At 68.8% G+C, this 23,615-nt stretch carries 24 protein-coding genes and 1 tRNA gene; 16 read left to right on the forward strand and 9 right to left on the reverse strand.

Annotated elements, in window-relative coordinates:
- The first annotated feature begins 52 nt into the window (after positions 1 to 52).
- The 5 genes from HOV91_RS10485 to HOV91_RS10505 all read left to right on the forward strand — a co-directional run bounded on the left by HOV91_RS10485 (position 53) and on the right by HOV91_RS10505 (position 5,737).
- Entirely contained in the window at positions 53 to 1,315 is a 1,263-nt protein-coding gene (locus HOV91_RS10485) for an MCE family protein (RefSeq protein WP_174185264.1), read from the forward strand.
- Positions 1,312 to 2,565 (forward strand): MCE family protein, encoded by a 1,254-nt coding sequence (locus HOV91_RS10490; protein ID WP_174185265.1) that lies wholly within the window; start codon positions 1,312 to 1,314, stop codon positions 2,563 to 2,565. Before HOV91_RS10485 ends, HOV91_RS10490 begins: the two co-directional genes overlap by 4 nt.
- The gene (locus HOV91_RS10495; protein ID WP_174185266.1) at positions 2,562 to 3,986 is read left to right on the forward strand and encodes an MCE family protein; all 1,425 of its coding nucleotides are present in this window, start codon (positions 2,562 to 2,564) and stop codon (positions 3,984 to 3,986) included. The genes HOV91_RS10490 and HOV91_RS10495 overlap by 4 nt, the downstream gene beginning before the upstream one ends.
- Positions 3,983 to 5,104, forward strand: a complete 1,122-nt coding sequence (locus HOV91_RS10500) for an Rv1363c family protein (RefSeq protein ID WP_174185267.1) — start codon at positions 3,983 to 3,985, stop codon at positions 5,102 to 5,104. Before HOV91_RS10495 ends, HOV91_RS10500 begins: the two co-directional genes overlap by 4 nt.
- A 144-nt stretch (positions 5,105 to 5,248) precedes the next feature.
- Positions 5,249 to 5,737: a h domain protein gene (locus tag HOV91_RS10505; protein WP_174185268.1), complete on the forward strand. Its 489-nt coding sequence runs from the start codon at positions 5,249 to 5,251 to the stop codon at positions 5,735 to 5,737.
- 27 nt (positions 5,738 to 5,764) lie between these two features.
- On the opposite strand, the gene HOV91_RS10510 is transcribed toward HOV91_RS10505, so the two are convergent.
- The 4 genes from HOV91_RS10510 to HOV91_RS10525 all read right to left on the reverse strand — a co-directional run bounded on the left by HOV91_RS10510 (position 5,765) and on the right by HOV91_RS10525 (position 9,832).
- The gene (locus HOV91_RS10510; RefSeq protein WP_174185269.1) at positions 5,765 to 7,231 is read right to left on the reverse strand and encodes a sensor histidine kinase; all 1,467 of its coding nucleotides are present in this window, start codon (positions 7,229 to 7,231) and stop codon (positions 5,765 to 5,767) included.
- Entirely contained in the window at positions 7,228 to 7,959 is a 732-nt protein-coding gene (locus tag HOV91_RS10515) for a response regulator transcription factor (RefSeq protein WP_174185270.1), read from the reverse strand. Before HOV91_RS10515 ends, HOV91_RS10510 begins: the two co-directional genes overlap by 4 nt.
- Positions 7,960 to 8,029: 70 nt before the next feature.
- Complete coding sequence (locus HOV91_RS10520; RefSeq protein ID WP_174185324.1) at positions 8,030 to 9,580, reverse strand: alpha,alpha-trehalose-phosphate synthase (UDP-forming); 1,551 nt, start codon at positions 9,578 to 9,580, stop codon at positions 8,030 to 8,032.
- An 81-nt stretch (positions 9,581 to 9,661) separates the two neighbouring features.
- The gene (locus HOV91_RS10525; RefSeq protein ID WP_169333842.1) at positions 9,662 to 9,832 is read right to left on the reverse strand and encodes a hypothetical protein; all 171 of its coding nucleotides are present in this window, start codon (positions 9,830 to 9,832) and stop codon (positions 9,662 to 9,664) included.
- Positions 9,833 to 10,020: 188 nt separating this feature from the next.
- Here HOV91_RS10525 and HOV91_RS10530 point away from each other — a divergent pair, with 188 nt between their 5' ends.
- The 3 genes from HOV91_RS10530 (at position 10,021) to HOV91_RS10540 (ending at position 11,576) form a co-directional block, all read left to right on the forward strand.
- Positions 10,021 to 10,839 (forward strand): alpha/beta fold hydrolase, encoded by an 819-nt coding sequence (locus HOV91_RS10530; RefSeq protein WP_174185271.1) that lies wholly within the window; start codon positions 10,021 to 10,023, stop codon positions 10,837 to 10,839.
- 167 nt (positions 10,840 to 11,006) lie between these two features.
- Entirely contained in the window at positions 11,007 to 11,249 is a 243-nt protein-coding gene (locus HOV91_RS10535) for an MbtH family protein (protein WP_011207082.1), read from the forward strand.
- A gap of 255 nt (positions 11,250 to 11,504) precedes the next feature.
- Positions 11,505 to 11,576: transfer RNA gene (locus HOV91_RS10540), tRNA-Thr, on the forward strand.
- A 154-nt stretch (positions 11,577 to 11,730) separates the two neighbouring features.
- On the opposite strand, the gene HOV91_RS10545 is transcribed toward HOV91_RS10540, so the two are convergent.
- Both HOV91_RS10545 and HOV91_RS10550 read right to left on the reverse strand, forming a co-directional pair.
- A complete protein-coding gene (locus HOV91_RS10545) occupies positions 11,731 to 11,922 on the reverse strand; it encodes a hypothetical protein (protein ID WP_174185272.1) in 192 nt (63 codons plus the stop codon).
- Positions 11,919 to 12,083 (reverse strand): hypothetical protein, encoded by a 165-nt coding sequence (locus HOV91_RS10550; RefSeq protein WP_174185273.1) that lies wholly within the window; start codon positions 12,081 to 12,083, stop codon positions 11,919 to 11,921. The genes HOV91_RS10545 and HOV91_RS10550 overlap by 4 nt, the downstream gene beginning before the upstream one ends.
- Positions 12,084 to 12,257: 174 nt before the next feature.
- On the opposite strand from HOV91_RS10550, the gene HOV91_RS10555 reads away from it, so the two are divergent.
- A complete protein-coding gene (locus HOV91_RS10555; RefSeq protein ID WP_174185274.1) occupies positions 12,258 to 13,187 on the forward strand; it encodes a helix-turn-helix domain-containing protein in 930 nt (309 codons plus the stop codon).
- A 508-nt stretch (positions 13,188 to 13,695) separates the two neighbouring features.
- Positions 13,696 to 15,408, forward strand: a complete 1,713-nt coding sequence (locus HOV91_RS10560; protein ID WP_174185275.1) for a glycoside hydrolase domain-containing protein — start codon at positions 13,696 to 13,698, stop codon at positions 15,406 to 15,408.
- 61 nt (positions 15,409 to 15,469) lie between these two features.
- Here HOV91_RS10560 and HOV91_RS10565 read toward each other — a convergent pair whose 3' ends face one another.
- Both HOV91_RS10565 and HOV91_RS10570 read right to left on the reverse strand, forming a co-directional pair.
- Positions 15,470 to 15,895 carry an HIT family protein gene (locus HOV91_RS10565; RefSeq protein ID WP_174185276.1) on the reverse strand — a complete coding sequence of 142 codons (426 nt, stop codon included), beginning with the start codon at positions 15,893 to 15,895 and terminating at the stop codon, positions 15,470 to 15,472.
- A gap of 50 nt (positions 15,896 to 15,945) precedes the next feature.
- Positions 15,946 to 16,323: a PH domain-containing protein gene (locus tag HOV91_RS10570; protein ID WP_043718981.1), complete on the reverse strand. Its 378-nt coding sequence runs from the start codon at positions 16,321 to 16,323 to the stop codon at positions 15,946 to 15,948.
- A 167-nt stretch (positions 16,324 to 16,490) separates the two neighbouring features.
- On the opposite strand from HOV91_RS10570, the gene purD reads away from it, so the two are divergent.
- The gene (gene purD / locus HOV91_RS10575) at positions 16,491 to 17,762 is read left to right on the forward strand and encodes a phosphoribosylamine--glycine ligase (protein WP_174185277.1); all 1,272 of its coding nucleotides are present in this window, start codon (positions 16,491 to 16,493) and stop codon (positions 17,760 to 17,762) included.
- Between the two features lie 178 nt (positions 17,763 to 17,940).
- On the opposite strand, the gene HOV91_RS10580 is transcribed toward purD, so the two are convergent.
- A complete protein-coding gene (locus tag HOV91_RS10580) occupies positions 17,941 to 18,927 on the reverse strand; it encodes a M23 family metallopeptidase (protein WP_174185278.1) in 987 nt (328 codons plus the stop codon).
- Positions 18,928 to 18,981: 54 nt separating this feature from the next.
- On the opposite strand from HOV91_RS10580, the gene HOV91_RS10585 reads away from it, so the two are divergent.
- The 5 genes from HOV91_RS10585 to HOV91_RS10605 all read left to right on the forward strand — a co-directional run bounded on the left by HOV91_RS10585 (position 18,982) and on the right by HOV91_RS10605 (position 23,582).
- Positions 18,982 to 20,151: a pyridoxal phosphate-dependent aminotransferase gene (locus tag HOV91_RS10585; protein ID WP_174185279.1), complete on the forward strand. Its 1,170-nt coding sequence runs from the start codon at positions 18,982 to 18,984 to the stop codon at positions 20,149 to 20,151.
- Between the two features lie 128 nt (positions 20,152 to 20,279).
- Positions 20,280 to 20,978 carry a TetR/AcrR family transcriptional regulator gene (locus HOV91_RS10590; RefSeq protein ID WP_312884553.1) on the forward strand — a complete coding sequence of 233 codons (699 nt, stop codon included), beginning with the start codon at positions 20,280 to 20,282 and terminating at the stop codon, positions 20,976 to 20,978.
- Positions 20,979 to 20,984: 6 nt separating this feature from the next.
- Positions 20,985 to 22,406, forward strand: coding sequence for an adenylosuccinate lyase (gene purB / locus HOV91_RS10595; protein ID WP_174185280.1), 1,422 nt, complete (start codon positions 20,985 to 20,987; stop codon positions 22,404 to 22,406).
- A gap of 64 nt (positions 22,407 to 22,470) precedes the next feature.
- Positions 22,471 to 23,007 (forward strand): hypothetical protein, encoded by a 537-nt coding sequence (locus HOV91_RS10600; RefSeq protein ID WP_174185281.1) that lies wholly within the window; start codon positions 22,471 to 22,473, stop codon positions 23,005 to 23,007.
- A gap of 152 nt (positions 23,008 to 23,159) precedes the next feature.
- Positions 23,160 to 23,582: an HIT family protein gene (locus tag HOV91_RS10605; protein WP_174185282.1), complete on the forward strand. Its 423-nt coding sequence runs from the start codon at positions 23,160 to 23,162 to the stop codon at positions 23,580 to 23,582.
- Positions 23,583 to 23,615: the final 33 nt, after the last annotated feature.

Here is a 23,615-nt window from a genome sequence, read left to right on the forward strand (position 1 = left end):
GCACAGCCGCCCGCGCGGTCGCGCCGGAGCAGAGCGTCAGCGAGGCCCGGGCATGAACGCGATACGGAAACTGCCCCGATGGGCGCTGCTACTGGCCGGAGTGGTCGTCGCGGCCCTCGTGGTCGCCGTCGCGTGGACGGGGCTGACCCGGATCGGGACCACCAAGGTCACCGCGTATTTCTCGTCCACGTCCGGCCTGTACGCGGGCGACGACGTGCGGGTGCTCGGTGTCAAGGTCGGCCGGATCGACGCGATCGAACCCGGCCCCGACCGGGTGAAGGTGACGATGACCGTCGATCGCGGCGTCGACGTGCCCGTCGATCCGAAGGCGGTGATCATCTCGCCTTCGCTGGTCTCGGCGCGGTTCATCCAGCTCGCGCCCGCCTACACCGGCGGCCCGAAGCTGGCCGACGGCAGCGTGATCCCCATCGAGCACACCGCGGTGCCGGTCGAGTGGGACGACATCAAGGCGGAGCTGTCCAAGCTGGCAACCGCGCTCGGCCCGGTCGGCGACGACAAGCAGGGATCGTTCGGCCGCTTCGTGGACACCGCCGCCGACAACCTCGACGGCAACGGGCAGCGGTTCCGCGACACCCTGCGGGAGCTGTCGGCCACGTTGAGCACGCTGTCCGACGGTCGCACCGACCTGTTCGGCACCGTGCGCAACCTGCAGAAGTTCGTCGAGGTGCTGTCGGCGAGCAACGAGCAGATCGTGCAGTTCGGCGGACGGCTGGCGTCGGTGTCCTCGGTGCTGGCCGGGGTCTCCACCGACCTCGGCGCGGGGCTGGACAACCTGGACGCGGCGATCGTCGACGTGCGCCGGTTCATCGACGGCAGCGGCGCCGAGCTCACCGAGGGCGTGCAGCGGCTGGCCGACGCCACCCAGGTCCTGGTCGACAAACGGCCGGAACTGGAACGGGTACTGCACTCCGGCCCGACCGCGCTGGTGAACTTCTACCAGATCTACAAACCGGCCCAAGGCACCCTGACCGGCGCGATCGCGCTGAACAACCCGGCCGACCCGCTCGGTTTCCTGTGCGGTTCGGTGCGCGCGCTGGAGACCAACGACTCCGATCGCAGCGCCGACCTGTGCGCGCAGTACCTGGCGCCGGTGATCAACAGCCTGAGCATGAACTACGTGCCGATCATGACCAACCCGGCCAGCGGCGTGACCGCGTTCCCCGATCAGCTGGTGTACACCGATCCCAGTTTGGCCGGGCGCGTGGCGAACCAGACTCCGGCCCAGCCGCAGCCCGCGCCGGTGAGCGTGCCCGACGGCATCGCCGGACTGGCCATTCCGGGAGGAGTGCGATGACGCCGACGCGGCGAATGCGCCGCACCGCCGTCGTCGCGGTGGGGCTGGCGGTGGCGCTGGGCGTCTCCGGCTGTCAGTGGGACGGCTTGAATTCGCTGCCGATGCCCGGCACCGAGGGCACCGCGCCCGGCTCCTATCAGGTGCGCATCCAGATGCCGAACGTGACCACGCTGACCCGCAATTCCCCGGTGCGGGTGCACGACGTGACGGTGGGCACGGTCTCGAAGATCGAGGTGCAGGACTGGCACGCGCTGGTCACCGTCACGCTGAACCCGGACGTGCGGCTGCCTGCGAACGCCGTGGCCAAGATCGGGCAGACCAGTCTGCTCGGGTCCAACCATCTCGAACTCGCCGCACCGGCGGATCAGGCCCCCGAAGGTCAGCTGAAGGCGGGCGACGTCATCCCGCTGGCGCGAGCCGGGATCTTCCCGACCACCGAGCAGGTGCTGTCCTCGCTGTCGGTGGTGCTCAACGGCGGTGGCGTGGCGCAGCTGGAAACCATCACCCGCGAGTTGAATTCCGCGCTCACCGGGCGGGAGGACGCCATCCGGGATCTGCTGCCACAGCTGAACGAGCTCACCACCAACCTGGACCGTCAGACCGGCGACATCATCGCCGCGATGAGCGGGCTGGACCGGCTCGGCGGTCAGCTGGCGCAGCAGCGTGACGTGGTGGCGGCGGCCATCGAGCAGATCCATCCGGCGCTGACCGTGCTCGCCGACCGCAGGGCGAACATCACCAGGGCGCTCAGCGCGCTGGGCGAGCTCAGCGACGTCGTCCGGCGCATCGTCGCCGCCAGCGGCGAGGACCTGAAAGCCAACTTGGACAGCCTGGTGCCCGCCTTGAAGGCGCTGTCGGACACCGGCAACAACCTCACCGAGGCGCTGAAGATCCTGGCCACCTTCCCGTTCCCGATGAAGAACCTGGACCACGCCATCAAAGGCGACTACCTGAATCTGTTCATGACCGTGGACATCACCGGACGCAGGCTGGACTCGAACTTCCTCACCGGAACGCCGCTGGGCGGACGATTCGGCGGCGTGGAAGGCGCCCTCGGCAGCTTCGCGCCGGGCACGGCCGCGCAGAATGGTGACCCCGCCACCGGTCCGTTGCAGGCGCCGCCTCCCGAGTCGAGTCCGCCCGCCCCGTCCATTCCGGGATTGCCGCCGATACCCGGCCTGCCCGCCATACCCGGGTTGACCGTGCCGATGCCGGGCAACACCGCGCCGCAAGGGGGTCCGGGACAGTGACGCTCACCCGTTTCGTTCGTACCCAGCTGATCATCTTCTCCGTGCTGACGGTGATCGGCCTGGTGGTCATGGGCGGCACATACGTGAAGCTGCCCGCGATGTTCGGCATCGGCCGCTACGAGGTCACGGTGCAACTGGCCGCGACCGGGGGTCTCTACCCGACGGCCAACGTCTCCTATCGCGGCACGAATGTCGGCGTGGTGAAGGAAGTCCGGCTCACACCCGTCGGCGTGGACGCGAAACTGTCCATCGGCAGCGACTACAAGATCCCCTCCGACGTCGACGCGTGGGTGCGCAGCGTCTCCGCGGTCGGCGAGCAATACGTGGACCTGGTGCCCGCCCAGCAGCGCACGGGCGGGAACCTGCGCGACGGCAGCGTGATCCCGGTGGAACGCACCAAGCTGCCGCAAGACGTCGGCGCGCTGCTCGACCAGGCCGACCGGTTGCTGTCGAGCGTCGCGGACACCAGGCTGCGGCAGGTCATCGATGAGGCGTTCCTCGCCTTCAACGGCGCGGGTCCGGACCTGCAGCGGTTCATCGATTCCGCGTCGCTGCTGGTGCAGGAGGCGCAGGCCAACGCGGAACCCACCAAACAGCTGCTCGACCAGCTCGGGCCGCTGCTGGACACCCAGACCCGCTCGGACGCCGCGATCCGTTCCTGGACCGCAGATCTGGCCACCGTCACCGATCAGCTGCGCGGCCACGACCCGGCGCTGCGCGGTGTGCTGCGCGAGGGCCCGTCCGGCATGCAGCGGGTGACCAACCTGTTCGACGATCTGCGCCCGACGCTGCCGCTGCTGCTGTCCAACCTGGTCAGCGTCGGCCAGGTCGCGGTCACGTATCACGCCGGGCTGGAACAGATCCTGGTGATCTACCCGCCGCTGGTCGCCGCGCTGCTGACCGCGGTCCGCGGTCCACTCGAGTACGGCGCCCTGGTCGACTTCATGGCGGTGGTCAACGACCCGCCCGCGTGCACCACCGGCTTCCTCCCGCCGGACCAGCGGCGCTCGCCGAGCTTGTACGACACCCCGGATACCCCACCGGGCCTGTACTGCAAGGTGCCGCAGGACGCTCCCGAGGCGGTGCGCGGCATCCGCAACACGCCGTGCGCCGAGCTGCCCGGTGTGCGCGCCCCCACGCCGGAACTGTGCCGGACCGGGTACGTTCCGTTGGGCGACAACCCGCCGTTCGGGCCGCCGCAACCGGTCGCGCCCGCGGCGGCATCCGGGGATGAGCCTCCGGCCGTCGCCCCGGCGAGTTACGGCGGTGGCACTCCAGCCGCCGCGCGAGCGTACGACCCGGACACCGGCGTGTACATCGGTACCGACGGGCGTACGTACCGACAGGGCGATATCGGACCGGGCGGTTCGGGAACGGTACCGTCGAGCTGGCAGGCGATGCTCGAGGAGCAGCAACGATGAGTGAGAGCAAGGGAGCAGGTCACCGCTCGCGACGGCGTGCGGTGCGCTCGGCCGGACCACCCCCGGTCGAGGAGAACGCGACCGACCCCAACGCGCGGGTCGCGGTTGTCGACGATGCGAAGGTCGCGGTTGCCGACGGCGCGAAGATCGCAGCCGCCGACGAGGCGAAGTCTCCGACTGCTGATGAGGTGAAAGCCGCGGCCTCTGGAGGCGCGAAGGTCGCGGCTGCCGACGAGGTGAAGGCCGCGGCCTCCGACGGCGCAAAGATCGCAGCCGCCGACGAGGCGAAGTCTCCGGCTGCTGATGAGGCGAAGTCTGCGGCCTCCGACGGCGCGAGGGTCGCGGCTGCTGACGAGGTGAAGGCCGCGGCCTCCGACGGCGCGAAGGTCGCCGCTGCCGACGATGCCAAGGCCACGAACGCCGAGGGGTCCGCTGCCCGCGTGACCGGAACCGCCGCCTCGGACGAGCCGCATTCTGATGAGGCCGAGTCGAACACCCCGGGCACACCGGTACCGGCCACGGATGACGCGACCGCTGACGCGGGCAAGGCGACGGTCACCATGACGAAAGTCGCTGCCGAGCCGGCCTCTGGCGCGTCGTCCACCGAGCTGAAGACCACCCCGAGCAGAGGCCCCGGCGTCGCGCGCATTCTCGCGATGGCCGCCGCCGCGCTGCTGGTCATCGCGCTCGTCTGCGGCGCGACGCTCTCGGTGCTCGCGATGCGCTCGACGCACGAACGCGACGAGCGCCGCGCGGAATACGTGGAAACCGCCCGGCAGGCGATCGTCAACCTGACCACGATCCGCGCCGATACGGCCAAGCAGGACATCGACCGGATCCTGTCGCTGGCCTCCGGTGAGTTCAAGACCGAGTTCGACGGCCGGGTCGATCCGTTCACCAGCATCGTGCAGCAGGCCAAGGTGGTCTCCACCGGCGAGATCGTGGAGGCCGCCCTGGAGAGCGACGACGACCGCTCCGGGCGGGTCCTGGTCGCCGCCAAGCAGTCGCTGACCAACGCGGGCCAAGCCGAGCCGCAGACCAGGTACTACCGGTTCCGAGTCACGGTGTCCCGCGGCGAATCCGGGCTGACCGTATCCGACGTGGAGTTCGTGGCATGAACGGTCAGGCCCGGAGGCGGCAGCGGAGCGTGACCACGGAGGGCCCCGTTCATGCCGGAGAGGACACAGCATGAACGGTCAGGCCCGGAGGCGGCAGCGGAGCGTGACCACGGAGGGCCCCGTTCATGCCGGAAAGGGAACAGCATGAATGGAATTCGAGGCAAGATCCTGCTCGCGCTGCTCGGGGTGGTGGTCGCCGCGGCCGCGGTGATCGGCGGCGTCAACGGTTACCGCTACTGGGACGACCGGCAGGCCGAGCAGTCGCGCAAGGACGCGGTCGCGACCGCGGGGCGCACCGTCGAGGCCATGTTCACCTATACCCCGCAAACCGTGGACACCGAGCTGCCGAAGTCCGCCGACAACCTGACCGGCGATTTCCGCGCGGATTACCTGACGCTGATCGAGAAGCAGATCGCGCCGGGCGCCAAGGAGAAGCAGCTCACCGTCACCGCGACCACGCAGGCGGGCGGCGTCATCTCCGCCGATCGTTCGCACGCGCAGGTCCTGCTGTTCCTCAACCAGGTGATGACGAGCAAGGACACTCCGCAGGGCACCACCACCGGCAGCCGTGTGCGCGTCGCCTTGACCAAGTCGGACTCGCGCTGGCTGGTCGAGGCGGTCACGCCGGTCTGAGCGGGGCGGCGCGGCCTGGCGGAGACGCTAGGACTTCGTGGACGGCTTGCGCGGCAGCCGCACCGTGAACGTCGTCCCGGCCTCGGTCGAGCTGCGTACGCCGACCTCGCCGCCGTGTGCGGTGACCAGCGCCTGCACGATGGACAAGCCGAGTCCGGTGCCGCCGCTGGCTCGCGCGCGGGAGGTATCGGCGCGATAGAAACGCTCGAAGACGCGTTCGGCGTCCTGCGGCGGCAGACCCGGCCCGGTGTCGGCCACCTCCAGCAGGACGTGCTCGGGGCCGGGCATCAGCCGCACCGTCACCTTCGCGTCGGGCGCGGTGTGGGTGACGGCGTTGTTCAGCAGATTGCCCAGGATTTGGCGCAGCCGTGCTTCGTCGCCGACCACCTCGAGCGTCCCCTCGCCCGGCTCGATGCTCAGCTCGACGGTGCGGACAGGGCCGTCGGTGTGCCCGGCGGCGACCACGGCCCGCGCGTTGTGCACTGCATCGCTGGCGACGGCGAGGAGGTCCACCGGGCCCAGTTCCAGCGGGCGCTGGGCGTCCAGCCGTGCGAGCATCAGCAGGTCTTCCACGAGCACACCCATGCGCCGGGATTCGCGCTCGATGCGGTCCATGAACGTGGCGGGATCGTCCGTGGCGCCCTGGCGATACAGTTCGGCGAAGCCTCGGATCGTCGTCAACGGGGTGCGCAGTTCGTGGCTGGCGTCGGCGACGAAACGACGCATGCGTTCCTCGGACCGGCGCGCCGCCTCCTCGGACGCGGCGGTCTTGGTGAACGCGCGCTGGATCTGCGCCAGCATCCCGTTCAGTGACCTGGACAGTCGGTCGACCTCGGTGTTCGTGCCGCGCACCGGCACGCGGCGGTGCAGGTCGCCGCGGGCGATGGCCGCGGCGGTGCTCTCCACCCGGCGCAGCGGCCGCAGACTGCGCCGCACCACGAAGTACGCGATCACCGCGAGCACGGCCAGCACGATCGCCCCGACGATCAGCTCCAGCATCACCAGCCGGTGCACGGTGTCGGTGTTCTGGGTGAGCGGCAAAGCCACCGTCGTGGTGCCGTCCGGCGTGCGCACGGTCAGCGCTCGCCACTGGACCGGTCCTCCGCCCACGGACCCGACGGTGTACGGACCCGTTCGCGGCGTGGACGGCAGATCGGGTTCGGCGTCGTCGACGCCGAAGGCCCGCAGAAGGAACGTGCGCCCCTCGGTGCGCACCGAGCGCACGTAGAACTGGCTCGGGGCGTGGCGTGGGTCGGGCGCCAGCACCGGCGGCGGTGGTCCGCGCCGCGACCATTCCATCGCGCCTTGGCGCAACTGCTGGTCGGTGCGGTCGGTGAGCTGCTGGTCCAGGGCCGAGGTGACCACCATGCCGGAGACGAGCAGGCCGAGCCCTGCGGTGAGCACCAGCAGAACCATCAGCGTCACCCGCAGCGGGACCGCGGACAGCAGGCCGGAGATCTTCGCGCGCGCCGTGACGAGCCGGCCCGGGCTCATGAACCGCTCTTGCGATGGGGCGCGCGCATCACGTAGCCGACGCCGCGCAACGTGTGGATCAGCCGGGTGTCGCCCGTGTCGACCTTCTTGCGCAGGTAGGACACGTAGGTCTCCACCACGCCGACCTCGCCGCCGAAGTCGTAGCGCCACACGTGGTCGAGGATGCGCGGTTTGCTCAGCACGGTGCCCGCGTTGACCATGAAATAGCGCAGCAGCGTGAACTCGGTGGGCGACAGCGCGACCGGCTCGCCCGCCTTCCATACCTCGTGGGTGTCGTCGTCGAGCTCGATGTCCTCGAAGCGCAGACGCGAACTCTCCCGCTTCACGGGCGCGTGACCGGCACGCCGCAGGATGACCCGCAGCCGGGCCACCACTTCTTCCAGGCTGAACGGTTTGGTGACGTAGTCGTCGGCCCCGAGGGTGAGGCCGGTGATCTTGTCCTGCACGTCGTCGCGCGCGGTCAGGAACAGCACGGGCGCGTCCACCCCGTCGGCGCGCAACCGGCGTAGCAGGCCGAATCCGTCCATGCCTGGCATCATCACGTCCACGATGAGGGCCTGGGGACGGAAGCTGCGCGCCTTGTCCAGCGCCTGCGCGCCGTCGGCCGCGGTGTCCACCTCGAAGCCCTGGTAGCGCAGGCTCACCGCGAGCAGCTCGACGATCATCGGCTCGTCGTCGACCACCAGGACCCTGGCTTCGGGTGTCTGCTGCACGGACCCACCACTCATGGCTTCATGGTCCGGCACGTGCCTGCGAAGTTCCTGGACCGAAGCTGGGTGGTTCCTGTGAACGAGCGATTCAGCGTGGGTCGCGGTCCTCGGGGTAGACGTCGTCGTCGGTCAGCAGCGCGCTGCCCGCGACCTGGTCCTGCGCCAAGGCGTCGAGGAAGGCCCGCGCCCAGCGATCCACGTCGTGGGCCAGCACCTGCCTGCGCAGCGAGCGCATCCGCCTGCGCTTGACGTCGCGCTCGTCCTCCAGCGCGGCGACGATGGCGTCCTTCACGTCGTCGAGGTCGTGCGGGTTGCACAGGTACGCCTGCCGCAGCTCGGCCGCCGCGCCGGTGAACTCGCTCAGCACCAAGGCGCCGTTGAGCCCGCTGTGACAGGCGACGTACTCCTTGGCTACCAGGTTCATGCCGTCGCGCAGCGGCGTCACCAGCATGACGTCGGCGGCCACGAAGAACGCGATCAGCTCGTCGCGCGGGATCGGGCGGTGCAGGTAGTGCACCACCGGATAACCGACCCGGGCGAACTCGCCGTTGATCCGGCCGACCTGGCGTTCGATGTCGCCGCGCATCTGGATGTAGCTCTCGACGCGCTCGCGGCTCGGGGTGGCCAGCTGGATCATGACGGTGTCGGTGGGGTCGACCCGGCCCTCGATGAGCAATTCCTCCAGCGCGTTGAGCCGGATGTCGATGCCCTTGGTGTAGTCCAGCCGGTCCACGCCGAGCAGGATGGTCTTCGGGTTGCCCAGTTCGGCCCGGATCTTGGCGGCGCGCTCGCGCACCGACCTGCGCCTGGAGTGCTCGTCCATCTCGGCGGAGGCGATGGAGATCGGGAACGCGCCGACCCGCACGGTACGGAACCCCACCTGGACGACGCCGAGCTTGGAGCGCACGCCGACCGAGCCGCGTGAGGTCGGCTGGCCGGCCAGCCTGCGGGCCAGGTAGAGGAAGTTCTGCGCGCCGCCGGGCAGGTGGAAGCCGATGAGGTCGGCGCCGAGCAGGCCCTCCACGATCTCGGTCCGCCACGGCATCTGCATGAACAGCTCGACCGGCGGGAACGGGATGTGCAGGAAGAACCCGATGGTCAGGTCCGGGCGCAGCATGCGCAGCATCTTCGGCACCAGTTGGAGCTGGTAGTCCTGCACCCACACGGTCGCGCCCTCGGCGGCGACCTTGGCGGTGGCCTCGGCGAAGCGCCGGTTCACGGTGACGTACGCGCTCCACCACTTGCGGTCGTAGACCGGCCGCACGATCACGTCGTGGTAGAGCGGCCACAGGGTGCCGTTGGAGAAGCCCTCGTAGTAGTCGGCCACCTCTTGCGCCGACAGCGGGACCGGATGCAGCTCGAGGCCGTCCTCGATGATGGGATCGACGTCCACGTCCGGGACACCCGCCCAGCCGACCCAGCCGCCTTTGTTGTTACGGAGGACCGATTCCAGGGCGGTCACCAGACCGCCGGGGCTGCGCTTCCACCTGGTGCTGCCGTCGGGCAGTCGTTCGAGGTCGACCGGGAGCCGATTGGCGACGACGACGAAACCGGAGCCAGCACCGGAGCCGGTGGTTTCCGTCGTGGTGCCGGCAGTCGAGGTTTCTCTGGCGTGTACGGAGTCGTCGGACGGGTTCATCTGGTCCACTCACGCATCCTTTGCGCGTTGCTGTATCCCGCTGGAGTCGAGTCGACGTCGCCGTTGGCGTCGAGAACGAGGCTATTCGCCTCGAGCGCTCGGTCCAATACCCAGCATGGACAACAACATCCGGCATTCGTCGGCGTCCTCGGCGTAGGCCGCGACCACCCGCTGAGCCTGACGCGCGGTTTCGTCGGCAAGCGGTTCCAGATCGTCGTCCGCAATGTCGTTCGCGCTGCCCTTCGCGGCCATCGTCAAGTCCTCCCGGCTTAGTGCGCTCTTACCCTGCGAAAACCCAATGGTATGCGACGCTGGAAGGTGCGCCTGCCGGGGCGTTGGCCGAAGCGCGGCACGCGCCGCCAGGGCACCCCGGTCGGTGCGCCGACCCCTGCGGTCCCTATACCGTGGGGGAGCAGCACCAACTCCACGAAAGGGTCGACATGCCGCTGGCCACGGTGAACGGAATTTCCCTCAACTATCAGGTGAAGGGTGACCGTGCCAAGGGCTCCGCGCCGCTCGTCGTCATGATCATGGGCACCGGCAGTCCCGGCCGGGTGTGGGAACTGCACCAGGTCCCTGCCCTGGTCGCGGCCGGTTACCGGGTGTGCACGTTCGACAACCGCGGGATCGCGCCGTCCTTCGAGGCGGCCTCCGGCATGACCATCGACGAGCTGGCCGCCGACACCGCCGCCCTGATCGAGTTCCTGGACGAGGGACCCGCGCTGGTGGTGGGGACGTCGATGGGGGCGCGCGTGGCGCAGGAGCTGGCGCTGGCCCGCCCCGAGCTGGTGCGCAAGGCGGTGTTCATGGCCGGACACGGGCGGCTCGACCAGTTCCAGAAGACGCTGTCGCTCGGCGAACACGAGCTCGACGCGGCCGGGGTGAAACTGCCGCCGAAATACGAGGCGGCGATCACCGCGGTCATGAACCTCTCGCCCGCGACCATGGCCGAGCCGAACGCCGCGCGCGACTGGCTCGACCTGTTCGAGTTCACCGGCGGGCCGGTTCCGCCGGGCATCCGGGCGCAGCGGCGGATGGACCACGACTTCGACCGGGTGCAGGCCTATCGGGCGATCCGCGTGCCCTGTCTTTCGATCGGTTTCGCCGACGACCGGATGATTCCGCCGTATCTGTCCAGGGAGATCGCCGAGGTGATTCCGGGCGCGCGGTACCAGGAGGTTCCGGACGCGGGGCATTTCGGGTATTTGGAACGGCCGGAGGCGGTCAACAAGATTCTGCTCGACTTCTTCGCCGGCTGATTGCGCGTCGGCGAGGCGACAGCATAGGTAACTGCCCAGGCGTAACGTCTTGCTTGCTAGTGTCGAAACAACGCTCGGGTCTCTCGGCGCCAGGGGTTGGCAGCAACCCGGCACCGTGTGAACCAGGAGCGATCCCGTACATAGCGCCAGTATCCAGTGAGGTGAAATTGAGCACCAACCCCTTTGATGATGAAGACGGCCGCTTCTTCGTCCTGGTCAACGACGAGGAACAGCACTCCCTGTGGCCGGCCTTCGCGGAGGTTCCAGCCGGATGGCGAGTCGTGTTCGGTGAGGACAGCCGCGCCGCCTGTGTCGAGTACGTGGAGAAGAACTGGACCGACATGCGTCCGAAGAGCCTGCGCGACGCCATGGCCGCGGACGACGCGGCCCGTCAGGGCGCCCAGTCCTGATCGGTCCGCCGCGTGCCGCGCTCCCGGCGCGGCAGGTTCGTGGTCCCGTCGTGTCTCGCGTCCGAGCGACCGCCGCTGACGACTTCGTCGTGGGCGGGACGGTCGCTCGGACCTGAGCGGACCGCTAACGAGCAATGCTCGATCTCGCTTCACTCGAAAGCGGTTGTCGGGCCGGTACGGTCGCGTTTGTCGCCGAACGCGAATTCCGTTTGTCACACAGACGGCGCGCCCGGTTATGATGACAACCGCTTTCCCGCCTCCTTAGCTCAGTGGTAGAGCACTCGCCTTGTAAGCGAGCGGTCGTCAGTTCAATCCTGACAGGGGGCTCTTTCTCAGCCGCTGCGCGTCTGAAGCTCAGTGGTAGAGGCCGTGCCCGATGTTGTAAGCGAGCGGTCGTCAGTTCAATCCTGACAGGGGGCTCTTTCTCAGCCGCTGTACGGCTCGAACTCAGTGGTAGAAGCCGTGCCGATAAGGGGCGAAGTCACCCGTCGCGCTCCCTTGCCGTGGCTTCGTTCCCCGCGCCGCGCTCACGGAGATAGCGCTCAGCGACCAGCTTCCGCGGACATGGCGGTGTGCAGCTCGCGTGCAGCTTCATCAGCCCCTGCGCGTGCTCGTCATCGACGGGCACATTGCCGTCTTCGCAGTAGTCCTCCACCCAGGAACGCCGCGTCATCGCTGCTCGTCCTCCAGCCGCGCGAAGATCTCCCGCGCGGGGACCGACTCGTCCGGCTCGTCGCCGAGTTCGAGTAGCCACGGAAGAACCCAGAACAGCAGGATCAGCAGGCCACCGACAGCGGCGATGACTATCAGGACGATTGCGAGTTCTCCGGTCATTCGGTGACCCTTCGGCGCGTTGTAGTTTGGTTGGCAGGCACCCGGCGCCGGGGGTCGCCCATTCGGGGTGGCATCGACCCGGCGCCGAGGCCAACTCGAGCATCGACCGAATTGGGTTGAAGCTGACCTGAATACGCGTCCGCAGGCGTCCACACCCGCGCTACCGTGGTCTGTATGGAACCCGGTGCGGTGCTGCGCGCCGCTCGCGAGGCGGTGGGTATTTCGCTTCGCGGGATGGCCGAGCGGACCTACTACGGCAAGACTTACCTCTCGCTGATCGAGACCGGACAACGACCGGTACCCGCCGGTGTCGTCGCCGCCTATGAAAGGGTGTTGGGCGCGGATCTCGGGAGGCTTACGGCGGTAGCGCGAACACCGGCCAGCGTGGACACTGCCGCCTTGTCCGACGTTGCGGTGATGTTGGCGGCCACGCGTCGGATCGAGGACGTCGCCGGGGCTGTGACAGTACTTCCGGCGGTGCGTGGCATATCCGCCATGACCGAGGCGTTCGCCCGTGAGGCGCGCACGGCACGGAACGAAGCGGCCGCTCTCGCGTCGGAGGTCACGCAGTACCGCGGATGGCTGGAGCACGCGATCGGCGCTGATGGCACCGCCCGGCGTAGCCTCGGCGCGGCGGTGAGTCTGGCGGAGGAGTCCCGCGACCCGGACCGGCTTGCGCACAGCCTAGGTTTCCTCGGTTACGTGACTATGAGTGCGGGGAATCACGGGGAGGTCGTCGCCCTATCGGATGCCGCGCTGGCGGTGCGGGACGCGCACCCGACTGTCAAAGCCTACGGGCGAATGCGGCGGGCTGAGCTGTTGGCCGCACATGGGGAGGCGCGGGAAGCGCAACGCGCGCTGGCAATGGCCGACGCGGCGGCAGAAGCTGCGGATGGCATCGAACCCCCCGCGTCGATGTATTGGTGGAGTTCTGGGTTCGGCGCTGTGCAGCGTGGGGGCGTCCTGTCGCTGCTGGGACGCACAGCAGAAGCAGTCGAGGAAGCAACTCACGGGCTGAGTGCGATGCCGGCCGAGCACCGCCGGTCCGAATGGTTGGCATCAGCGCTGCGCCGCGTCGACCCGGACATGAGCGCTGACGCTTGATATCCGATCTTGGCCTCATCCCCGAGCGCCGTGCGACCGGCTGACGTCCGTTCCCCGATTCGGTGATGTCCGTCCCGGCTCGGCCGGGTGGACTACAACTGTCATCGACGTCCGTGAATAGTGCGACCGAGGTGTCCGGTTCGAATTCGTTGGAAGCCTCGGACGATTTGTCGTTCAGATCCGGATGGAATGGCTGAGCGAAGCGGACGACCAGTTTGTCCTTGGTCATAGCGAATGCTCAGCAGATCTAATTACCGACCGACGAGCATGTTTTCGGCTACGAGTCCGTTTTCGGTCTGGTGTGCGCAAACAGATCTCGCGATGCGCCTGGTCAGGTCACGCGCAAACAGCGGATGGGCTACGAATGAAACATACTGGCATACTTCGCGCATATTCGGGAAAATCAACGGTGTCGGGATCTTCATCTGCCGAAAGTTGCTGAGATGTACGAATACAACGCGTTGCCTTCGACCGATACGCGGGCTCGTACGATTCAGGGGGGTGTGCGATGACCGAGCTGATCGACTTCTCCGCCGCACTCATCGAGCCGCAAGCGATCAAGGACGCCGGATACGCGGGCGTCATAGGCTACTTCAGCGATTCCCGTCCTGGCACGAACTTCGGTGCGAAACCGCTGCGGCGGGAATACTGCGACCGATTGCGTGCCATCGGGCTCGAAATAGTGACCAACTACCAGTACGGCAAAGGTGAGACGTCGGACTGGAAAGGCGGTTACGACGCGGGCGTGCATCATGCGCGGATCGCGCTCGATTACCACTTCGCGGCAGGCGGACCCGGCTTCCGTCCGCTGTATGCCCCGGTCGACGCGAATCCTTCCCTTGCCGAGTGGAATTCGCTCATCGCGCCATTCCTGCGGGGCTGGGCATCGGTCGTCGGGTTGGAATGGACCGGCATGTACGGCAACGCCCGATGCATCGAATGGGCGCTCGAGGACGGCGTCGCCACTTGGTTCTGGCAGCACAACTGGTCCGGCGACTCCTCGATCAACGGCGACCATCCGGCCGCGCACATCCATCAGATCCGCATCGATCGCGACCAGGTCGCCGGTGTGGTGGTGGACGTCAACAAAGTCCTCGCCGACGACTACGGCCAGTGGTCGAAGGCCGCTTCGAATCCAGGGGGAGCAGTGCAGAAACCGGAATACGTCGAACTGGAACGAATGGGCAACTCCGCGTCGAGCCGGCACGGTGCGCGCATCGAGAACTTCCTGCTGCACACCCAGGAAGGCAACGGAACGGCCGAGAGCCTGGCCAACTATCTCAACAATCCGGCGAACGGCGTGAGTTACCACTACACCGTCCGCGACCGCGTGGTGGTCGACGTGGTCGACACCGATCTGGCCAGCTGGTCGGTGCTGGACGCGAACCCGTTCACGATCAACCTCTGCTTCGCGGGCAGTCGTGCCGCATGGAGCCGTACCGAGTGGCTGCGCATCCGCGACGACATCCGCATCGCGGCCTGGCTCGCGGTGCAGGACGCGCGCAAATACAGGTTCGACACGCACGTCATCGCGCCGCCTTACCAGCGCCGTCAAGGAATCTCCGACCACAAGTACGTCACCGAGTGTCTCGGCATCGGCACGCACACCGACGTGGGACCGAATTTCCCCTGGGACGTGTTCGCCGACGACGTGCGAGCTTTCGCCACGGGCGACCCGGGCGGGTCGGAGCCGAACGCGATCAACGATTGCGCGGCCGCGAATCCTTGGCTGGGCAACCGGATCACGCAGGGTGAGATCGCCACGCCCGACGGTGCGGGGCGCTTCGCCCAATTCGAGCACGGCTACATCTATTGGCATCCGGACACCGGCGCGCACGCCATCCCGGAGACGCTGTGGCGGAAGTTCGAGGCACTGGGCTGGGAGGCCGGTCCGCTCGGCTACCCGATCACCGGTCGCGCCGTTCTGCCGGGGCCGGACGGCCAACCGGCGGGTGAGGTGCAAGGCTTCCAGGGCGGCGCGCTCTATCGGAGGCAATCGAGCGCTGATGTCTTCTGGGTGCACGGCGCGATCCGCGACCGATGGAACCGCTCGGGTTACCAGAACGGGCCGCTGGGCTGGCCGATGAGCGACGAGATCCCCTGGGACACCGGCGCCTATCAGGATTACGAGCACGGCCGCATCTTCTGGACGCCGGCCCAGACGCTGGCGACCGTCGCGGTCGGCGGGGTGGACACTCCGCTGCGCGACGCGCAGGGCTGACGGAAGAAGACGGAAGGTCCGACCACGCTGTGGCCGGACCTTCCGTCGCGCCGAACGCGGTTCAGTCGGGGACGTTGGCGCCGTAGCCGAGGTCGCGCAGCGCCTGCTTGATCTTGGCCTGCGCCTCGTCCAGGGATTCGGGGCTCGGATTCGGGTCGGCGCCGGAGATGTCGAAATTACCCAGGGAGAAGGCCGGGAACACGTGCAAGTGCAGGTGCGGCACCTCCATGCCAGCGATCAGCAGACCGGCCCGCGGGGCGTCCCATGCCGCGCACACGGCCTGGCCGATCTTCTGGGCGACGGCGGTCAGCCTGGCGAAGGTGTCGCCGTCGACGTCCTGCCAGTGGTCGATCTCCTTGCGGGGCACCACGAGCGTGTGACCAGGGGTGACCGGGGCGATGGTGAGAAACCCGACGGACTCGTCGTCCTCCCAGACGAAACGGCCCGGGATCTGACCGGCGATGATCGCGCTGAAGACAGAAGCCATGTTCCGCAGCGTAGACCGGCCGCTGCGCCGAGGCGCCGGACCGGCCCGCGCTACACCGCGACGAAGTGCGACAAAATGCCCTGGACCTCGTAGATGTCCACCTGCCGGTTGAACCGCTTCAGCAGCGGCTCGGCGGTGCCGGCGATCCAGATGGCCAGCTCGGCGTCCAGATCGAAGGTGCCCGCGGTCTCCACCGAGAAATGGGTGATCGCGCGATAGGGAACGCTGTGGTAGCTCACCTTGCGGCCGGTGACGCCCTGCTTGTCGATCAGGATCAGGCGGCGGTTCGTGAACAGCATCGCGTCGCGGACCAGCAAGTACGCGGCGTAGACCTGTTCACCGTTGCCGAGGAGTTTGGCGTACTCCTGTTGTGCCTGCCCCGGATCGATCCGGCCGGCGTTTCCCATCAGTCCGTCGATCAGACCCATTTGTCAGCACATCCTTCGGTGCTCCAGTGGCAAGAGCGCTCACGCCCCCGCGCATGCCGGAAAGAAAGCGGGCCCGATGCGCCCACATTCGTTGTCCCCATTCATCATCCCCTTCGCGCGCACCGGCAGCGGCGAAGACGCGGAACGGCTCGTTTAGGCTGTCTGCCGTGCGTGTACTCGTCATCGGTTCCGGAGCCCGTGAACATGCCCTCGTCCTGGCGCTGCGCCGGGACCCCGCGGTGACCGCGCTCTTCGCCGCCCCCGGCAACGCCGGGATCGCCCAGCACGCGCAGGTGCGGCCGGTCGACCCGTGCGCCGCCGAGGACGTGGTCGCGCTCGCCACCGAGGTGGACGCCGACCTGGTGGTGATCGGTCCCGAGGTGCCGCTGGTGCTCGGCGTGGCCGACGCGGTGCGCGTGGCCGGTATCGCCTGTTTCGGCCCGTCGGCCGCGGCCGCCCGGATCGAGGGCTCCAAGGCCTTCGCCAAGGATGTGATGGCCGCCGCGGGCGTGCGCACCGCGCACAGCGAGGTGGTGGACAACCCGGCCGAGCTGGACGACGCGCTGGACCGCTTCGGTCCCACCTGGGTGGTGAAGGACGACGGCCTGGCCGCGGGCAAGGGCGTGGTGGTGACCGCCGACCGCTCCGCCGCGCGCGAGCACGGCGCCGAACTGCTCGAGCAGGGCCACCCGGTGCTGCTGGAATCGTTCCTGGACGGACCAGAAGTGTCGCTGTTCTGCCTGGTGGACGGGGAGACGGTGGTTCCGCTCCTGCCCGCGCAGGACCACAAGCGCGTCGGCGACGGCGACACCGGCCCCAACACCGGCGGCATGGGCGCCTACACCCCGCTGCCCTGGCTGCCCGAGGCGACCGTCACCGCGATCGTGGACGACGTGGTGAAACCCGTTGCCGCCGAACTGGTGCGGCGCGACAGCGGTTTCTCCGGCCTGCTCTACGCCGGGCTGGCGATCGGCGCGGCCGGTCCCGCCGTGGTCGAATTCAATTGCCGTTTCGGCGATCCCGAGACGCAGGCGGTGCTCGCGCTGCTCGACAGCCCGCTCGGTGAGCTGCTGCACGCCACCGCCACCGGCACGCTGGCGCAGGTCGCACCACCGCGCTGGCGTGAGGGATCGGCGATCACGGTGGTCCTCGCCGCGGAGAACTACCCCGGCCGCCCGCGTGTCGGCGACGCCATCTCGGGGGCGGGCGAGGGCGCGTTCGACGCGCACGCGATGGTCCTGCACGCGGGCACCGCGCAGCGCGAGGACGGCGCGCTGATCTCCGCGGGCGGACGGGTGCTGAACGTGGTCGGCGTCGGCGCCGACCTCGTCGAGGCGCGCACGCGCGCCTACGACCGCATCGCCGCGATCAAACTGCCGGGCAGCCACTACCGCACCGATATCGGCTTGGCTGCCGTGGAAGGTCGCATCGAGGTCTGACCGGCGGTTCGATCGGCGCACGTCTCGATGGCCGAACGGCCGGATCGGGAGCGTCGGCGACCGGTCGGCAGTGTCCGCGCGATCCGCTACGCCGACGCAAATCCGACCGGGCGGCTGCCGCCCTCGGGAGCCGATCCGGGCACAGGTCTGCGGATCGTCTCCGCTGCCGCGCGGCGGCTCAGCCGAACGTGAGTCCGCGCAGCGCCAGCCACTGCTGCGGGTCCACGTGCTGTCCGCCGACGATCACCTCGAAGTGCAGGTGCGGGCCGGTGGAATCGCCGCGGTTGCCCATGCGAGCGATCTGCATGCCCGCGGGCACCCGCTCGCCGACCGAGACGAAGAAGTCGTACATGTGCCCGTAGACGGTGATGCTGCCGTCGTCGTGACGGATGCGTACCCACAGCCCGAAGCCCTGCGCCGGTCCGGCGTCGATGACCGTGCCGTCGGCGACCGCGTAGATCGGGGTGCCGATCGGGCCAGCAATATCGATGCCGTTGTGGAACGTGCCCCAGCGGGTCCCGAAGCCGGAGGTGAACAGCCCGCGGGTGGGCAGGACGAAGCCCCTGCCGCTCGGCGCGATCGCCCCCGGCTGCACCGGCGCGGTTCCGGTCATCCACGGCTGACGCTCGCCCGCGACGGCGGCGGCCGCCTCGGCCTTGGCGCGTTCGAGCGTCGCGCGCGCGGCCGCGGCGACCACCGCCTGCTCGCGCAGCCGCTCACCGTTGGCGATCGCGTTCAGCAGCCGGGTCACCGACGGCGGGGTGTTCTGCATTTGCAGCGGATACGCGACGGCGACGCGCTGGGCGCGATCCGGCGCGGGCGTGCGATCGGTGACCGTCCCGGCGAACGACGCGTCACCCGCCGCGAACACCGCGGTAGCGGTGAGCCCGGCCAAGAGCACCTGGTGCTTGCGCGCCAGCGCCAGCAACTCTTCGCCGGTGGGTTTGCGCCGCCACAGGTCGCGGGGGGTGGGCTTACGCTCCCACCAGGCGCGCAGGCGACGGCGGCGTGCCCACAGGACGCGCGGATCGAGCTTGCCGCCACGCCGGAGAAGTCGCCGCTCGGCGCGGCGCGGCGAGCGCGCGCGCCAATCGCGCGGAATGACGCCGATACCGCCGACTCCGCGCACCCGGTCGAGCCCGTCTCGTCGAGACCTGTCGAGCATCAGGGCAGACCGTAACCGCGACCGTGCGGTTGCGCGTGCTCTACCGTCTGTCGAGTGTCCAGAGAATCTCGCCGGTCGACCATTCCACCTTTCTACGTGATGGATGTCTGGAAAGCCGCCGCGGAACGCGCCCGGACCCACGGAGATGTGCTCGTTCTCGCCGCCGGGCAGCCGTCGACGCCTGCGCCCGCGCCGGTCCTGCGCGCGACCCGGCTGGCCATCGAGTCCGAATTGCTCGGTTACACGGAGACTTTCGGCATTCTCGCGATCCGGGAAGCGATCGCCGAACACCATCGGGAAACCTACGGTTACCAGGTCGAGCCGGACGACGTGGTGGTGACGACCGGTTCCTCCGGCGCGTTCTCGCTGATCTTCCTGGCCGCCTTCGACCCGGGCGACACCGTCGTGGTCGCGCGCCCCGGCTATCCGGCCTATCGCAACACGCTCGCCGCGCTCGGCTGCCGGGTGCTGGAGTTGGACTGCGGCGCCGCGACCAGGTTCCAGCCCACCGTCGCGATGCTCGACGCGCTCCCCGAACCGCCCGCCGGTCTGGTCGTGGCCAGCCCGGCCAATCCCACCGGCACCATGATCGCCCCGGCCGAGCTGGCCGCACTGGCTCGCTGGTGCGAGGAGCACGGCACCCTGCTGATCTCCGACGAGATCTACCACGGCATCACCTACGACAGCGCGGGCGCCGACAGCGCCACCTCCTCGGCGTGGGAGACCTCGCGGGAATCGGTGGTGATCGGCTCGGTCTCCAAGTACTTCTCCATGACCGGCTGGCGCCTGGGCTGGATGCTGGTGCCGACGGGCCTGCGGCCCGCGCTACAGCGGTTGGCCTCGAACCTGACCGTGTGTCCACCCGCCATTTCGCAGTACGCCGCGCTGCACGCGTTCGGGGCGGAGGCCAAGGAGGAACTCGACGGGCACGTCCGGCGGTACGCGGTGAACCGGCGGCTGCTGCTCGACGGGCTGCCTGAACTCGGCATCGGCGACCTCGCCCCGGCCGACGGCGCCTTCTACGCCTACGCCGACATCGGCCACCTCACCGACGACTCCCGGGCCTGGTGCGCCGACGTGCTGAACCACACGGGCGTCGCGCTCGCCCCCGGGGTGGATTTCGACACCGTCAACGGACACCGCACGGTTCGTTTCTCCTTCGCCGGAGCCACCGCCGACATCGAGGCGGCGCTGCTGCGTCTAGGGCACTATCTAGCGGATTGAAACACCTACCGGGCAAGAACTTTCCGCAGTTCGGCACCCTGGCCGCGCGGATGCGGTAAAACATCGATGGTTGCTTTTCCTCGCTGATTTCCCCTGGAAGAACTGATGACGACTGGCACGATGGCACGGTGATCACCGCGACGACCCCGAAAGGCGAACGGCGTCGCCAGGCTTTGATAGCCGCCGCTGCCGAACTCCTGCTCGAAGGCGGATTCGAGGCGGTGCGGCATCGTTCGGTCGCGACGCGCGCCGATCTGCCCCTGGCGTCGACCACCTACTATTTCGAATCCCTTGACGACCTGATCGCGCGGGCGGTCGAGTTCAGCGGCAACGCCGAGCTGGACGCGATGCGCAGGCGGGTCGGCGAGGTGAGCCACCGCCGCCGCGGCGCGGAGGCCACCGTCGACCTCGTGCTCGACCTGCTGGTCGGGGCCGACGGGGCCGACGAGGGCGCGCGCGGGCAGCTGATCGCCCGCTACGAGCGCTCGGTTGCCTCGGCGCGGCACCCGGAATTGCGCGAGGTCCAGTTGCGGCTGCGCGCTCAGCTGGACGAACTGCTGGCCGACGTGCTGCGCCGGTCGGACCGCATGGTGCGGCCCGAACAGCTGCGCAGGCTGGTCGCCGTGGTCGACGGAGCGGTGGTCGCCGCGCTCACCGAGATGGACCCGGAACCGCGGCGGATGGCCCGCGGCGCGCTGCTCGAGGTGATCGACATCGTCGCGCCCCCGGCGCGGGGGGCGGGCCCGGAGTCGGCGGCATACCTGACCACCGACGGCCCCGTTCGCGCCACGCCTGGGCAAGTGGATCGCTACCGGGCACTAGACTGACCCGACGTGAGTCTTGTCCCCAACGTTCTCGCCACCCGTTACGCCAGCCCCGAGCTGGTGCACCTGTGGTCGCCGGAGCACAAGGTCGTGCTCGAGCGGCGGCTGTGGCTGGAGGTGTTGCGGGCGCAGGCGCAGCTGGGCGTAGCGGTGCCCGACGGCGTCGTCGCGGATTACGAGCGCGTGCTCGACGAGGTGGACCTCGCCTCGATCGCCGAGCGCGAGCGGGTCACCCGGCACGACGTGAAGGCGCGGATCGAGGAGTTCAACGCGCTGGCCGGGCACGAGCACGTGCACAAGGGCATGACCAGCCGCGACCTCACCGAGAACGTGGAGCAGTTGCAGATCCGGCTCTCGCTCGAGCACGTGCACGCGCACGGCGTCGCGATCGCCGCGCGGTTGGCCGAGCGTGCCGCCGAATACCAGGCGCTGGTGATGGCGGGCCGCTCGCACAACGTCGCGGCGCAGGCCACCACGCTCGGCAAACGGTTCGCCTCCGCGGCCGACGAACTGCTGATCGCCTTGTCGCGGCTGCGCGAACTCATCGATCGTTATCCGCTGCGCGGGATCAAGGGGCCGATGGGCACCGCGCAGGACATGCTCGACCTGCTCGGCGGCGACTCGGCCAAGCTCGCCCGCCTGGAGCAGCAGGTGGCCGGGCATCTGGGCTTCGCGACCGTGCTCACCAGCGTCGGCCAGGTCTATCCGCGCTCGCTGGACCACGACGTGCTCTCCGCCCTGGTGCAGGTGGGCGCCGGCCCGTCCTCGTTCGCGCACACCATCCGGCTGATGGCCGGGCACGAGCTGGTCACCGAGGGTTTCCAGCCCGGGCAGGTGGGCAGCTCGGCGATGCCGCACAAGATGAACACCCGCTCCTGTGAACGGGTCAACGGCTTGCAGGTGGTGCTGCGCGGTTACGCCTCGATGGCGGCCGAGCTGGCGGGTGCGCAGTGGAACGAGGGCGACGTGTTCTGCTCGGTGGTCCGCCGCGTCGCGCTGCCGGACGCGTTCTTCGCCATCGACGGGATGATGGAGACCTTCCTCACCGTCCTGGCCGAGTTCGGCGCCTACCCGGCCGTGATCGCCCGCGAACTCGACCGGTACCTGCCGTTCCTCGCCACCACGCGCATCCTCATGGCGGCTGTCCGCGCCGGCGTCGGCCGGGAGACCGCGCACGAGGTCATCAAGGAGCACGCCGTCGCGGTCGCCTTGGCCATGCGCGAGCAGGGCCGCGAACCCGACCTGTTGGACCGTCTCGCCGCCGACGCGCGCCTCCCGCTCGACCGCCCCGCCCTCGACGCCGCGCTCGCCGACAAGTCCGCCTTCGTCGGCGCCGCCGATGCCCAGGTGGCCGACGTCATCGGCCAGGTGCAGAAACTGGTCGACCAGCATCCGGACGCGGCACGCTACACGCCGTCGCCGATCTTGTAGCGGGAGTAGGACTTTCGCGGCGGATTCGCTCGTCGGCAGGACCTACGGCCGGTATTGTCCCTCGGTGCCCATTCACGCCTTCGTGGACGAGTCGATCCGCCGCGACCGCTACATACTGTGCGCTGCTCTCGTTCCCGCTCGGCAACTCGACCATGCACGAACGCTCGTCCGCAGTTTGTGTCTGCCGGGACAACGGCGGTGGCATTTCGCGAAGGAACCAGATCAACGGCGTCGGCAAATCCTTGCCACCATGGCCCGATGCGAAGGCGTGCGCGTTGCGGTCTTTGTCGGCAAAGGAGCCGAGGTGCGTGTTTGCGACGAGTGCATGGCTCGCTTGGTCACCTACCTGGTGGACCTCGAGGCTGAGCGGCTCGTTATCGAGTCTCGCGAGAGCTTGGACCATCGAGACCGCAACTGTATCGCCGCAGTCCTTCGTAAGGCGTCGGTAGAACTGCCGTACGTACATCTTCCGCCGCACAGCGAGCCAGGACTGTGGTGGCCCGACGCTGTCGCGTGGGCGTTCGGTGCAGGGGGAGTGTGGCGGCCGCTGGTTGCGCCCTTGGTCTGCGACATCGTGGAGGTGGACAGCCGCTCCAGATAGCGCGAAACCCGACTGCTCACCGTCCGGAGAGGAGCCGGGTCCACTTCTCCCAGCTAGTGCCAGGAGCTGATTCGATCGTACCGCACCCGTTGCGTTCGAGCTATGCGATTGCGTGGCACGAACACGACCGATGAGCGCATAGGCTGCGGCTTGTGAATCCGTACACGATTTTCGCCGACATCGTCGCCGGCCGGGCGCCGTCGAGCAAGGTCTACGAGGACGACGATGTGGTGGCGTTCATGGATATTCGGCCGATGACGCCGGGACACCTGCTGGTGGTGCCGAAGGTGGCGGCGCGGAGTCTTGCGGAACTCGATCCGGTCGTCGGGGGGAAGTTGTTCCAGGTGGGGCAGCGGTTGGCGGCGGCGTTGCGAGCCAGCGAGGTCGGGTGCGACGGGGTCAATTTCTTTCTGGCGGACGGCGTGACGGCAGGGCAGGAGGTCTTTCACGTGCACCTGCACGTGATTCCGCGTACGCCGGGCGACGGGTTCGGTCTGCGCGGGCGTCCGACCAGTCCGCGGCGGGAGGATCTGGACTACCTCGCCGCCTCGATCCGCGGCGCGCTGGGGAACTGAGTCCTCGTATCGCCGCTCTCCGCTGGGCCGGAC

It is taken from the genome of Nocardia barduliensis, from assembly GCF_013315795.1.
Lineage (GTDB): Bacteria > Actinomycetota > Actinomycetes > Mycobacteriales > Mycobacteriaceae > Nocardia > Nocardia barduliensis.

Coding starts and splice junctions, on each gene's coding strand:
- HOV91_RS10485 (WP_174185264.1), top strand. CDS start 53: ATGAACGCGATACGGAAACTGCCCCGATGGGCGCTGCTACTGGCCGGA.
- HOV91_RS10490 (WP_174185265.1), top strand. CDS start 1,312: ATGACGCCGACGCGGCGAATGCGCCGCACCGCCGTCGTCGCGGTGGGG.
- HOV91_RS10500 (WP_174185267.1), top strand. CDS start 3,983: ATGAGTGAGAGCAAGGGAGCAGGTCACCGCTCGCGACGGCGTGCGGTG.
- HOV91_RS10505 (WP_174185268.1), top strand. CDS start 5,249: ATGAATGGAATTCGAGGCAAGATCCTGCTCGCGCTGCTCGGGGTGGTG.
- HOV91_RS10510 (WP_174185269.1), bottom strand. CDS start 7,231: ATGAGCCCGGGCCGGCTCGTCACGGCGCGCGCGAAGATCTCCGGCCTG.
- HOV91_RS10515 (WP_174185270.1), bottom strand. CDS start 7,959: ATGAGTGGTGGGTCCGTGCAGCAGACACCCGAAGCCAGGGTCCTGGTG.
- HOV91_RS10520 (WP_174185324.1), bottom strand. CDS start 9,580: ATGAACCCGTCCGACGACTCCGTACACGCCAGAGAAACCTCGACTGCC.
- HOV91_RS10525 (WP_169333842.1), bottom strand. CDS start 9,832: ATGGCCGCGAAGGGCAGCGCGAACGACATTGCGGACGACGATCTGGAA.
- HOV91_RS10530 (WP_174185271.1), top strand. CDS start 10,021: ATGCCGCTGGCCACGGTGAACGGAATTTCCCTCAACTATCAGGTGAAG.
- HOV91_RS10545 (WP_174185272.1), bottom strand. CDS start 11,922: ATGACGCGGCGTTCCTGGGTGGAGGACTACTGCGAAGACGGCAATGTG.
- HOV91_RS10550 (WP_174185273.1), bottom strand. CDS start 12,083: ATGACCGGAGAACTCGCAATCGTCCTGATAGTCATCGCCGCTGTCGGT.
- HOV91_RS10555 (WP_174185274.1), top strand. CDS start 12,258: ATGGAACCCGGTGCGGTGCTGCGCGCCGCTCGCGAGGCGGTGGGTATT.
- HOV91_RS10560 (WP_174185275.1), top strand. CDS start 13,696: ATGACCGAGCTGATCGACTTCTCCGCCGCACTCATCGAGCCGCAAGCG.
- HOV91_RS10565 (WP_174185276.1), bottom strand. CDS start 15,895: ATGGCTTCTGTCTTCAGCGCGATCATCGCCGGTCAGATCCCGGGCCGT.
- HOV91_RS10570 (WP_043718981.1), bottom strand. CDS start 16,323: ATGGGTCTGATCGACGGACTGATGGGAAACGCCGGCCGGATCGATCCG.
- HOV91_RS10580 (WP_174185278.1), bottom strand. CDS start 18,927: ATGCTCGACAGGTCTCGACGAGACGGGCTCGACCGGGTGCGCGGAGTC.